At 37.9% G+C, this 13,336-nt stretch carries 10 protein-coding genes and 1 tRNA gene; 4 read left to right on the forward strand and 7 right to left on the reverse strand.

The annotated features are described in order from the left end of the window. Positions 1–94: 94 nt before the first annotated feature. The 6 genes from Q0983_RS13290 to ilvD all read right to left on the reverse strand — a co-directional run bounded on the left by Q0983_RS13290 (position 95) and on the right by ilvD (position 7,747). Positions 95–619 (reverse strand): azurin, encoded by a 525-nt coding sequence (locus tag Q0983_RS13290; protein WP_299554079.1) that lies wholly within the window; start codon positions 617–619, stop codon positions 95–97. A 150-nt stretch (positions 620–769) separates the two neighbouring features. Further along, on the reverse strand, positions 770–2,035 hold the full coding sequence (gene ilvA, locus Q0983_RS13295) for a threonine ammonia-lyase IlvA (RefSeq protein ID WP_299554081.1): 1,266 nt from the start codon (positions 2,033–2,035) through the stop codon (positions 770–772). A 132-nt stretch (positions 2,036–2,167) separates the two neighbouring features. Then, on the reverse strand, positions 2,168–3,643 hold the full coding sequence (gene ilvC, locus Q0983_RS13300) for a ketol-acid reductoisomerase (protein ID WP_299554084.1): 1,476 nt from the start codon (positions 3,641–3,643) through the stop codon (positions 2,168–2,170). Between the two features lie 67 nt (positions 3,644–3,710). Next, positions 3,711–4,244 (reverse strand): acetolactate synthase small subunit, encoded by a 534-nt coding sequence (gene ilvN, locus Q0983_RS13305; RefSeq protein ID WP_299554087.1) that lies wholly within the window; start codon positions 4,242–4,244, stop codon positions 3,711–3,713. Between the two features lie 37 nt (positions 4,245–4,281). Beyond that, complete coding sequence (gene ilvB, locus Q0983_RS13310) at positions 4,282–6,015, reverse strand: biosynthetic-type acetolactate synthase large subunit (RefSeq protein WP_299554090.1); 1,734 nt, start codon at positions 6,013–6,015, stop codon at positions 4,282–4,284. 49 nt (positions 6,016–6,064) lie between these two features. After that, the gene (ilvD, locus tag Q0983_RS13315; protein ID WP_299554093.1) at positions 6,065–7,747 is read right to left on the reverse strand and encodes a dihydroxy-acid dehydratase; all 1,683 of its coding nucleotides are present in this window, start codon (positions 7,745–7,747) and stop codon (positions 6,065–6,067) included. 624 nt (positions 7,748–8,371) lie between these two features. On the opposite strand from ilvD, the gene metK reads away from it, so the two are divergent. The 4 genes from metK (at position 8,372) to Q0983_RS13335 (ending at position 13,079) form a co-directional block, all read left to right on the forward strand. Next, positions 8,372–9,625 carry a methionine adenosyltransferase gene (gene metK, locus Q0983_RS13320; protein ID WP_299554095.1) on the forward strand — a complete coding sequence of 418 codons (1,254 nt, stop codon included), beginning with the start codon at positions 8,372–8,374 and terminating at the stop codon, positions 9,623–9,625. 262 nt (positions 9,626–9,887) lie between these two features. Then, positions 9,888–11,699 (forward strand): hypothetical protein, encoded by a 1,812-nt coding sequence (locus tag Q0983_RS13325; RefSeq protein ID WP_299554098.1) that lies wholly within the window; start codon positions 9,888–9,890, stop codon positions 11,697–11,699. A 118-nt stretch (positions 11,700–11,817) separates the two neighbouring features. Next, the gene (locus tag Q0983_RS13330) at positions 11,818–12,144 is read left to right on the forward strand and encodes a metalloregulator ArsR/SmtB family transcription factor (protein WP_299554101.1); all 327 of its coding nucleotides are present in this window, start codon (positions 11,818–11,820) and stop codon (positions 12,142–12,144) included. Positions 12,145–12,191: 47 nt separating this feature from the next. Next, positions 12,192–13,079 carry an arsenite methyltransferase gene (locus tag Q0983_RS13335; RefSeq protein ID WP_299554104.1) on the forward strand — a complete coding sequence of 296 codons (888 nt, stop codon included), beginning with the start codon at positions 12,192–12,194 and terminating at the stop codon, positions 13,077–13,079. Positions 13,080–13,246: 167 nt separating this feature from the next. Here Q0983_RS13335 and Q0983_RS13340 read toward each other — a convergent pair. Further along, a tRNA-Tyr gene (locus Q0983_RS13340) sits at positions 13,247–13,329 on the reverse strand. Positions 13,330–13,336 lie beyond the last annotated feature (7 nt).

Consider the following 13,336-nt stretch of genomic DNA (forward strand, 5'->3'; position numbering starts at 1 on the left):
CCCGCCACAAGATTTTAAACTTAATATTTTGAAAAAGAACATAAAAAAAGAGGCTCAAATGAGCCTCTTTTCTTTATATAATTTAAACAGGTGTTTACTCCACAATAAACTTTCCTTTCATGATAGCATAATGTCCCGGGAAACTACAAATAAAGTCGTAAGTTCCTGCTGCCGGGGCCTCAAACTCAATAGACGTGGTTTGTCCGCCACCAATTAACTTGGTATGCGCAATAATATCGCCTTCAGAACCGGCAGGAATGTACTCTGTATCCCTTGCAGTGGCCGCTTTACCAGCAAAAGTAGCAACATCTACACCTTGTTTAAGAATAACTACATTATGTCCCATAACATTGATATCCATCTTCCCTTTATGACGTAATGTTAATTTTACTTTTTGACCCTCCTTGGCTTTAATTTCGGTTTTATCAAACTTCATTAAATCATCCCCAACCAGCACAATATTAGCCTCATTGGAATCTTCTTTTACTTCTTCTTTAGCATCAGATTTCGTTTCATATGAAAATCCTTCTTTTTCCTTTTCTTTTTTCTTTTCACCTCCGCAGCTTGCCAATAATCCTAAGAAAATCATGGAAACCACTATCATTTTTAGTTTGCTCATTTTAGTGTTTTTAATTGTTTAAATAATGTATTAACTCCAAATCCTATTTAGATATTCAAATATAAAAATATAAACCAATACTTGAGTACAGTATTTTTCAGTGAAAAAAATCACAAAAAAATAGCACATTAATGAAAATAAACGATTTGTCTAAACTAAAAATTGAAACAGATCAGGTTTGTCATTTAGATAATCACCATAAAAATTATGCTCTTTCATTTTTGCGATCAGCGGTTCCAAATCCTTAGAGGATTTTAACTGAATGCCCACTACTGCTGTACCGTTTTCCCTATTAGTTTTTTTGGCGTATTCAAAATAAGTGATATCATCATCTTCCCCTAAAATATCCACTACAAATTCTTTTAAAGCTCCTGCTCTTTGAGGAAACTTCACAATAAAATAGTGCTTTAAGTTAGCGTATAGTAAAGCGCGTTCCTGAATTTCAGAAGTTCTGGTAATATCATTATTACTGCCACTTACCAAACAAACCACATTTTTACCTTTAATTTTATCCGCATAAAAATCCAGTGCTGCGGTACTCAAGGCACCTGCAGGCTCCACCACAATGGCATCTTTGTTATAGAGTTCCAGAATGGTTTCGCAAATCTTACCCTCAGGAACGGTGATCATATCGTCTAAATAAGCATTGCAAATAGGGAAGGTTAAATCGCCAACACGTTTTACAGCAGCACCATCAACAAATTTTTCGATTTCTTTCAGCTCGGTATTCTCATTATTTCTGATGGAAACAGACATAGAGGGTGCGCCTTCGGGCTCTACTCCAATAATTTTAGTGCCTGGAGACAATGTTTTAAAAACCGACAATAACCCTGCTGCTAATCCGCCACCGCCAACCGGAATGAAAATATAATCAATGGGTGCTTCTGCTTGTTCCATGATTTCTAAACCAATAGTGGCCTGACCTTCTATCACTTTTTTATCGTCAAAAGGATGAATACATGTTTTCCCGGATTGCTCACTTTCTAAAACGGCTGCATGATAAGCATCATCATACGTATCACCTTCCAACTTAATATCAATGAATTCACCACCAAACATTTTCACCTGTTCCACCTTTTGCTTTGGCGTTGGCGTTGGCATATAAATAGTCCCTTTTATCTCCAACAATTTACATGATAAGGCTACTCCCTGTGCATGATTTCCGGCACTGGCACAAACTACACCAATTTTTGATTCACTATCTGATAATGAACTTATTTTATTATAGGCCCCTCTTATTTTATAAGAACGAACCTGCTGCAGGTCTTCTCTCTTAAAAAATATATTCGCATCAAACTTATTGGAATACCTTAAACCATAGCTTAAAGGTGTAACTGCCGATACCTTTTTAATAGTTTCTGCTGCTAACTTGACATCCTTAATATCAGGAAAATAAATTATGTTTTCCTTATGCATTGTCATAACTTTTGTAAGCTTTAAATTTACTGATGTGCAAGTTACGTAATTGTACTCTCACCAAAAATATTAAAAACAAAAAAACCTCATAAGCCAAAGACTTATGAGGTTTATATTTAGAGTTTTTAATTCTTAAACTATAGGCTTCATAGCAGTCATAGACTCTCTTAAGAAGGTTCCAATTTTTTCAACCGGATGTGCTCTTAATACAGCATTAATTTCAATTAATCTGGCATTGTCTACACCATCTCCGTTATCTTTAGCATAAGGCTTTCCAATAACATCTACATCAATTCCTTTCATGAAATCTTCTAATAAAGGCTTACATGCATGATCGAATAAATAACATCCATACTCAGCGGTATCAGAGATCACACGGTTCATTTCATATAATTTCTTTCTTGCAATAGTATTGGCAATAAGCGGTGTTTCATGTAAAGACTCGTAGTAAGCAGACTCATCTATAATACCTGATTCTATCATAGCTTCAAAAGCCAATTCAACACCTGCTCGAACAAATGCTACCATTAACACACCATTGTCATAGTACTCTTGTTCTGAAATCTCAACATCACCAGCCGGTGTTTTTTCAAAAGCGGTTTCAGCAGTAGCTGCTCTCCACCCCAGTAAGTTCGCATCGCCATTAGCCCAATCTGCCATCATAGTACTGGAGAAAACACCTTCCATAATGTCATCCATATGCTTTTGGAATAACGGACGCATGATATCCTTTAATTCTTCAGATAATTCAAATGCTTTAATTTTGGCCGGATTAGAAAGTCTGTCCATCATGTTGGTAACACCACCGTATTTTAAACCTTCGGTTACAGTTTCCCAACCGTATTGAATTAATTTAGAAGCATATCCCGGGTCAATACCTTTTTCAATCATTTTATCGAAACATAAAATGGACCCTGTTTGTAACAACCCACATAGAATGGTTTGCTCTCCCATTAAGTCACTTTTAACCTCAGCAACGAAAGATGATTCTAAAACACCTGCTCTGTCTCCTCCGGTTGCCACCGCATAAGCCTTAGCCTGTGCTAAACCTTTTCCTTCCGGGTCATTCTCCGGATGAACTGCAATAAGCGTTGGCACTCCAAATCCCCTTTTGTATTCTTCACGTACCTCAGAACCCGGTGATTTAGGTGCACACATGATAACTGTTAAATCCTCACGGATTTTCATACCTTCTTCAACAATATTAAAACCATGAGAATAAGATAAAGTGGCTCCTTTTTTCATTAAAGGCATTACGGCATTAACCACATTGGTGTGTTGTTTATCCGGAGTAAGATTTAATACTAAATCTGCGGTTGGAATTAACGCTTCATAAGTTCCAACATTAAACCCATTCTCTGTGGCATTTACATAAGAAGCGCGTTTTTCTTTGATTGCTGCTTCACGTAATGTATAAGAGATATCTAATCCGGAATCTCTCATGTTCAAGCCCTGATTTAATCCTTGGGCCCCACAACCTACTATTACTATTTTCTTGCCTTTTAATGCATTTACACCATCTGCAAACTCTGATGCATCCATAAATCTACATTTAGACAATTGGTCTAATTTACCTGCTAGCGTAAGTGTGTTAAAATAATTTTCCATTTTTTAATATTCTTGTTTTAATACTTGTTTTTCATCCGCTATCGGGATGCTTGTTTAATTTAATTTATTATTGATTTTTAAATTCGCTTAATAACTCTGTTATTTTCATTTCGTCTTTGGTAACCGCTATTCTACCGGAACGCACAAATTGCATGATCCCATACGCGTTTAGATCTCTGCGCAACGCTTCAATTTCATGACGCCTGCCTGACTTTTCCAAAACGAAAAACTCTTTGTTCACGGTTACGATCCTGGTGTCACTTTCTTTAATGATATTTTGGATTTGAGGTTCCTCAAATAGTAAGTCAGACTTAATTTTGAACATACAGGATTCTGTAAAAATAGTTTCATGATCTGTATGGTAGTAAGCCCTTATTACTTCTACTTGCTTCTCTATCTGTCCAACTATTTTTTTGGCCTGTGTTTCAGTCATATTGACTACAATGACAAATCGGTTCACATTTTCAATCTCAGATTGCGATGTGGTTAAGCTTTCTATATTGATATGTCTTCGCTGAAAAATAGCTGATATACGGTTTAACAACCCGATAGTATTCTCGGTATAAACAGATATGGTGAATGTTTTTATTTCTTCGCTCATTTTATCTTTGTTCTTTATTCTATCGTCTATGTTCTAGTTAACTTAATCTTATGTCTGATACCGAAGCTCCAGCCGGGATCATTGGGAATACATTGTCTTCTTTTTCCACACAAACCTCTAAAAAGTATGATGATTTTGAAGCAATCATTTCCTTAACAGCATCGGCTAATTCTTCGCGCTTTGTGACACGCCTGGCGTCAATATGATATCCTTTTGCAATGGTCACAAAGTCCGGATTGGTCATTTCCGTAGACGCATAACGCTTATCAAAGAACAGCTGTTGCCACTGACGTACCATGCCCAAAAATTCATTGTTCAAAACTACAATTTTTACAGGTACTTCCTGCTGAAAAATAGTGCCCAATTCCTGAATATTCATTTGGTAACCACCGTCTCCAATAATAGCCACCACTTCACGTTCCGGGGCAGCCATCTTGGCGCCTATAGCAGCCGGTAATGCAAAGCCCATAGTACCTAATCCACCCGACGTAATATTACTTTTGGTTTTGTTGAATTCGGCATATCTGCAGGCAATCATTTGATGTTGCCCCACATCGGACACAATCGCAGCATTCCCTTCAGTTTGGGTATTGATCTCTTTAAGAACTTCTCCCATGGTTAAACCTTCCTTTTCAGGGAGCAAGTCTGCTTTAATTACTTTTTCATACTCAACTTCATAAAGCTTTTTAAACTCCTGAAGCCAATCTTCATGAGAATTAGCATTTACTTCATTTAACAATAACGCTAAACTCTCTTTGGCGTCGCCAAGAACTGCTACATCGGTCTTTACATTCTTATCAATTTCAGCCGGATCTATATCAAAGTGAATCACCTTAGCTTGCTTGGCATAGGTTCGCAAATCACCAGTAACACGGTCGTCAAAACGCATACCGATGGCAATAAGTACATCACATTCGTTGGTTAGTTTATTAGGCGCATAATTTCCATGCATACCAACCATACCCACATTTAAGGGATGTGATGTTGGTATAGCAGACGCTCCTAAAATAGTCCAGGCAGCCGGCACTCCGGTCTTTTCAATGACTGCTTTAAGCTCCTCTTCAGCTTCTCCTAAAATAATCCCTTGCCCCCAAACAATCATTGGTTTTTTGGCATTATTAATTAATTCTGCAGCAGCCTTAAGAGCCGTAATATCAGTTTTAGGAACCGGTTTATAGCTCCTTACACCCGTACATTTTTCATAAGCAAAATCAAACTCCTGAAATTGTGCATCTTTGGTAATGTCTATCAAGACAGGTCCAGGCCTTCCGCTTTTGGCTATATAAAATGCCTTAGCTATGACTTCCGGTATATCTTCCGCTTTGGTGATCTGGTGATTCCATTTGGTTACCGGCGTGGAAATACCAACAATATCGGTTTCCTGAAAAGCATCACTTCCCAGTAAATGTGATGGGACCTGACCTGTAATACACACTATTGGTGTAGAATCAATTTGGGCATCAGCAATTCCTGTAATTAAATTGGTAGCTCCGGGGCCGGACGTAGCCATGGCCACCCCCACTTTTCCCGAAATTCTGGCATAACCCTGGGCTGCATGCGCAGCACCTTGTTCATGACGCGTTAATACATGATGAATTTTACCTTGATATTTGAATAATTCATCATAAACCGGCATAATTGCACCTCCCGGATAACCATAAAGAATATCTACGCCTTCTGCTATTAAACATCTTATGATGGCTTCACACCCAGTGATACGCTCTGTTTTAGTAGTTGCCGTTTTGTTGGCTTCCTTGGTTTCAGTATTCATTTTTTATAACTTTTTGCCTTTTGCAAAAGCGTAAGGCATTTTACGATTTTTAATATTTATCAGTAACACAACCCTCTGATGCCGATGCAACAGATCTGGCATATTTGAATAATATGCCTTTATTGTGTTTTAATGGAGGTGCTTGCCATTTTGCTTTTCTACCGGCCATTTCTTCATCAGAAATATTTAAGGTAATAGTATTATCTACAGCATCAATGGTAATAATATCACCGGTTTCAACCAATGCAATGGCCCCTCCTACTTGTGCTTCCGGAGTTACGTGTCCTACTACGAACCCGTGTGTTCCTCCTGAGAAACGGCCGTCTGTGATCAATGCCACGGATTTACCCAAACCAGCACCCATAATCATAGAGGTAGGCTTAAGCATTTCCGGCATTCCGGGACCTCCTTTTGGCCCGACATATCGAATGACGACGACATTTCCTTTTTCCACTTCCCCATTTGAGATACCCTCATTAGCTTCAGGTTCACTGTCATAAACAACTGCTTTCCCTTCAAATTTTAAACCTTCCTTTCCTGAAATTTTTGCAACTGCACCTTCTTCAGCCAGGTTACCTTTTAATATTTGTAAATTTCCGGACGATTTTAAAGCTTTATCTAAACTGTATAATACATCTTGCTCCTCAAACTCCATAGCCTCCACATCTGCAAGGTTTTCAGCTAAGGTTTTACCGGTTACCGTCATACAGTCCCCATGTAAGAACCCTTTGTCCAACAAATATTTCATGATCTTAGGTGTTCCACCAATACCATGAACATCTTCCATTAAATATTTTCCTGAAGGCTTTAAGTCCCCAATAAGCGGTGTTCTGTCACTTATTCTTTGGAAATCTTCTAAAGTGAATTCTATATCGGCTGCATAAGCTATCGCCAAATAATGCAATACCGCATTGGTAGAACCTCCAAGAGCATTTACTAAGGTAATGGCATTTTCAATAGACTTTTTGGTTACAATATCTTTTGGTTTTAAATCCAATTCCAAAAGATTTTTCATGGCCTGAGCCGTACGTTCCGCTTCGGTAAGTTTATTTGGATTTACAGCCGGGATAGATGAGTTATAAGGTAATGCCATTCCCATACATTCTATTGAAGAAGCCATAGTGTTGGCTGTATACATACCGCCACAGGCTCCCGCTCCGGGAATAGATCTTTTGATAATTTCCTTATACTCTGCCTCATCGATTTCGCTTGCTATTTTTTGTCCCAAAGCCTCAAACGCCGATACAATATTTAATTTGCGTCCTTTATATTTACCTGAAGCAACACTTCCGCCATAAACCATAATAGAAGGCCTGTTAAGCCTAAGCATGGCTATAATTGCTCCGGGCATATTCTTATCACAGCCAACTACGCCTATTAATCCGTCATAGGCCATCCCGTTTACAACAGTTTCCATAGAATCAGCAATGATATCCCTGGAAGCTAAAGAATACTTCATGCCGGGTGTACCCATTGAAATGCCGTCAGATACCCCGATAGTACCGAATGTTAGCCCAACCTGACCGGTTTCATTTATATATTTCTTAATTTCTGCAGCTATATCATTCAAATGCATGTTACATGGATTCCCGTCATATCCGGTACTTCCTATTGCTATTTGAGGCTTTTTTAAGTCTTCCTCTGTCATACCGGTAGCATATAACATGGCCTGAGATGCAGGTTGTGATGGATTCTGAGTAACTGTTTTACTGTATTTGTTAAGTTCGCTCATGTTTTTTATAAATAATTTTAAATCTTATTCAGTTTTTATAGTGATATTTCAATGATTTTAAGAGTTTTAACAAAAAATGCTAATTTATGGTCAACGAAAATAAACGTTTAGCTTTTTTCATACATTTTCTTATGTAAATCAAGGTTAAATCCACTGCTTCAAAAAAGACCTTACTATTTTGATTTACAACAATTTAACTTCATATTTTTATGATGCCCAATACTTAAAAAAAATCATAAAAAAAACCTTCCGTAATTATAGGAAGGCTTCATCTGTATAATATTTATTTAAATAGCACTCCCTATCGTTGCGATATAATCACAATGACGATAATAGAAATGATATTTAAAAACTGGTTTTTCATACTTGAACACCACAAATATTTATAATTAAAATCTTTTAACCAAAAATTAGATTAAAAAAATAAAAATTGATTTGTCTTTCCTTTAATTTTTTTAATTTTGCGCTCACAATAATAGAGGAAAGATTTGACTGATTGCAACCTCTTTATGTTGAACCTTGTATAAGCAGATACTGAAACAAGTTCAGCATAAACAAAAATGCTAAAGGCAGTGTTAACTTCCTGAGACGTTTTCGTCAAATCCTACTCGTAAATTTTAAAAAATGCCATATTTATTTACTTCGGAAAGTGTTTCTGAAGGACACCCGGATAAAGTAGCTGATCAAATTAGTGATGCCCTTATTGATAATTTTTTAGCTTTTGATGTAGAATCTAAAGTAGCCTGTGAAACTTTGGTAACTACCGGACAGGTAGTACTTGCCGGTGAAGTAAAGTCTACAACGTATTTAGACGTTCAAAAAATTGCCAGAGAGACTATTAACAAAATAGGTTATACCAAAGGCGAGTATATGTTTGATGGCAATTCCTGTGGGGTATTTTCAGCGATACATCCGCAATCTCCGGATATTAACCAGGGAGTGGACCGCGGTACTAAAGAAGAACAAGGTGCCGGCGATCAGGGTATGATGTTTGGTTACGCTACTAACGAAACCGAAAATTATATGCCTTTGGCTTTAGACCTTTCGCATCGTATCTTAAAAGAACTGGGGGATCTACGTCGTGAGAATAAAGACATCACCTATTTGAGACCCGATTCTAAAAGCCAGGTTACTATTGAATATAGTGATGACAACATTCCGCAACGTATTGATGCTATTGTTGTTTCCACACAACACGATGCGTTTGCCGATGATCATACTATGTTGGCTAAAATCAGAGAGGACATTCAAAATATTTTAATTCCGCGTGTGGTAGCTAAACTGCCTAAGGCAACTCAAGCCCTGTTTAACGATGATATTAAATACCACATCAATCCAACCGGTAAATTTGTAATAGGTGGCCCGCATGGCGACACCGGTTTAACCGGAAGAAAAATTATTGTGGACACCTACGGAGGAAAAGGTGCTCACGGTGGGGGTGCTTTTTCAGGAAAGGATCCAAGTAAAGTAGATAGAAGTGCCGCTTATGCCACACGTCATATTGCTAAAAACTTAGTAGCTGCAGGCGTTGCTGATGAGATATTAGTTCAGGTAAGTTATGCAATCGGGGTTGTGGAACCTATGGGGATTTTTATTGACACCTACGGAACTTCAAAAGTTAACCTAACTGAAGGAGGTATAGCAGAAAAGGTATCTCAAATCTTTGATATGCGCCCTTACGCCATTGAGGAACGCTTAAAATTACGTTCGCCAATGTACAGCGAAACTGCAGCTTATGGCCATATGGGGCGTACCAATGAAGTTGTTTCTAAAACTTTTTCACAAGCCAATGGAAACAGTGTGACGCTGGATGTTGAGTTGTTCACGTGGGAAAAACTGGATTATGTAGATAAAGTAAAGAAAGTTTTCGGGCTATAAAATCCAAAGAACATATTCCAAGAGCTGTCTAAAAATCATAATTTTTGTCAACCTGAACTCGGTTCAGGTTCTCATATTACCTATAACAGGAGTAATGAGATTCTGAAACAAGTTCAGAATGACAGTTTTATGTCTCTTTTAGACAGCTTTTTCTTTTTTTTCACTTCAAGGGTAGGAATTTCTTTTAGCTAACTGTTACATAAGCAGATGACTGCTTAGGCAGTCATCACCCATATTTTTTAACCTACAAATCATTATGATTATGAAAACAAAACTATTCTTAATGCTATGCTTCATAGGTATTATGGTGTCTTGCAACAAAGACCGTTTACCTAATGACGCACAGAACAACAACGACACACCATCTGACTTTCATGAGAATTTCGGAAGTGAAATTACCCGGACTTTTATTGGTAATGTTATCGACAGCAATCAAAATCCCATTGAAAATGCGACAATTTCAATTGGTAACGATAACGTTCTAACAGACGAGCATGGTGTTTTTATTATTAAAGATGCTCAGGTCAACGAACGTTTCGCTTATATAAAGGCGGAAAAAGACGGTTACATTCATGGGTCACGCTCGTTAACACCTTCAAACGGCGTTAACAAGGTAACTATTATGCTTTTAGAAGAAACCGTTGCAGGCTCTACTACCAGCGGAACCGAGGAGACCATTTCCATAGCCAATGGGGCTTCGGTAAGTTTAGAAGGAGATTATATCAAAGAAGACGGTTCTCCTTATTCCGGTAGTTTAGACGTGATCATTCATCACCTGGACCCTACCGACGAAACTGTTGAACTTCAGATGCCCGGGATGTTATATGCCGAAAATGAAGATAACGAAGAACGGATGCTTCAGACTTTGGGCATGCTGGCCGTTGAATTAAGAGGAAGCGGTGGGGAAGATTTAAACATTGCTGAAGGCAGTTCAGCCGAAATTAAAATCCCTGTGGATGCCAGTTTATTATCCATGGCGCCAAACACCATTCCGCTTTGGTATTTTGATGAAGACAAAGGGTATTGGATAGAAGAAGGTGAAGCTACCTTAGTTGGAAACCACTACATTGGTACGGTGGCTCATTTTTCTTTCTGGAATTGCGATATTCCGGCCGAAGCCACTAACCTTTGCGTTACTGTAATGAACGTGGATGAAACAGCTTTTGCCAATACAAAAGTAACCATTACAAGTGCTACTTTCGGGACCAGAAGTGGTTATACCAATGAGTTAGGTGAAGTTTGCGGATTGGTGCCTAGCGGTGAAACTTTAGAGATCAACATTTATGATTTTGCCATCTGCGGATCGAATGTTATTTTCACTGGTACTATCGGGCCATTTAGTTCTGATGATACTTTAGCGGTTATTGTTGATGAAACGTCGAATATTATTCATGAAACAGTAACCGGAACATTTGCCGACTGTAACGAAAACCCAATTACCAATGGTTATGTGGTATTAACTTACGGTGACCAACAATTCTTTGATACTGTTGAAGATGGTACTTTTGAAATTAATATGTTACGTTGTTCAACATCTGACAGCTTTTCAATAGAAGCTATTGACACCGATAATTTGCAAACCACAGGACAAATAAACTATACATTCAGCACCCCGGAAACCAATCTGGGTAACTTAATGTCCTGTAATACCATTACTGAATTCATTCAATATAATATTGACGGTGATTCCGGTGAAAATGTGTTAATTGCTACTAATATTAATGCAACTTTTGGTGAAACCGACAATTCCAATGGTACCGGTAACAACTTAAACATTTCCGGTCAGGGAGAAGCAGGAAGTAATGATTGTTTTTATCTGTTTGGAAACTTAAATGATGCACCACATACCGGAACTTATGATAATTTGGATTACCAGGTACAGGATGACACCGGTATAAATATTGGTGAATGTATTGGTATTTCGCAAACCAATAATAATATTATTTATAATGTCACGGCTTTAGGTGATGTTGGGGAATACATAGACATTAACTTTAGTGGTACTTATGAAGATTATAACGGTAATCCTCATACTATTAGTGGTGTTATTCATGTATTAAGAGATGAACTTTAAGACAATTAATACATCAAAAAAGGCTCTGTTATTAATTTAACAGAGCCTTTTTTCTTGTCAATTTTTTTGCCAATCTAAATATTAATCGTAATATTGCAATAAATAAATATAGTGGTCCATGGGTGTTACCAAGTCTGAAAAATTCACCAATCTGCAAAACGACATTGCGCAATTAGCCAAAGTACTGGGGCATCCTGCCAGAGTTGCTATCCTGCAACACTTGTTTAAAATAAACACTTGTATTTGCGGAGATCTGGTAGACGAAATCGGATTGGCCCAACCTACCATTTCACAACATTTAAAAGAATTAAAAAATGTAGGGCTCATTCAGGGAAATATTGAAGGCACCAGTGTTTGTTATTGCATCAACAAAGACCAATGGAGTTCTATGAAAGCCGTGATCTCTGAGTTTTTAAATTTAGATGTCTCTTCCGGGTGTTGTTAAAAAATTTGAATTATTTAATCGCAAAATTGCAATAAACAGATAAAGTTATGAATACAAAAGAACAAGAGTTAAAGGCTATCGTTAAAGAACGATACTCCAAAATTGCCGAACAGGGAAAAGCAGAAAATGCCTCATCCTGTTGCGGCGCCACCACCCCATCAAATAAAGTTTATAATATCATGATGGACGATTATTCAAAAACCGAAGGTTATGTAGCGGATGCCGATCTGGGCCTGGGTTGCGGATTACCTACAGAATTTGCACAAATAAATAAAGAAGATACTGTAATAGACTTAGGTTCCGGGGCTGGTAACGATTGCTTTGTTGCCAGGCATGAAACAGGCGCCGAAGGCAAAGTGATCGGTATAGACTTTACACCTACCATGATTCAAAAAGCGCGTACCAATGCCGAAAAACTGAAGTATAACAATGTGGAATTCAGAGAAGGAGATATAGATAATATGCCTGTAAATGATGCTATAGCCGATGTTGTTGTAAGTAACTGTGTTTTGAATTTAGTTCCAAACAAACAACAAGTGATAGAAGAGATCTTTAGAGTACTAAAACCCGGTGGCCATTTTAGTATTTCCGATATTGTTTTGGTGGGCGATCTACCGGAGGCTTTAAAACAGGATGCCGAAATGTATGCCGGATGTGTTGCCGGAGCTATTCAAAAAGATGAGTACTTACAATTTATTAAAGGTCAGGGCTTCCGGAATATAACGCTTCAAAAAGAAAAACCTATTCGTATTCCTGATGATATTCTTACTAAATATCTTTCCGAAGAAGCAGTGAAAAACTTTAATAACAGCGGTGTTGGTATTTTCAGTATTACCGTTTATGCAGAAAAACCCGGCACTAAAACTAACAAGTCTAAAGGAGAGCAACCCAAATTGCAAGAGGCTTGTTGTGACCCCGGAAGTGGTTGTTGTTAATTATGTTTCATAAAGAAAAGGAAGCTGTTTAGCTTCCTTTTTTATTTATGGGAAGAGCAGGGTTTCATATCCTTATTTCCCAATCCTGAAAATATAATCCGAAACCAGTTCCCGGATATTTTGAAATAAAAAAGTCCGCACTTCCGTGCAGACTTTTCGAGTTAATGTGGGAAGAGCAGGATTCGAACCTGCGAAGGTAAAAACCAACAGATTTACAGTCTGTCCTCGTTGGCCGCTTGAGTATCTTCCCAAAACCG

Source organism: Seonamhaeicola sp., assembly GCF_028281565.1.
Taxonomy (GTDB): domain Bacteria; phylum Bacteroidota; class Bacteroidia; order Flavobacteriales; family Flavobacteriaceae; genus Seonamhaeicola.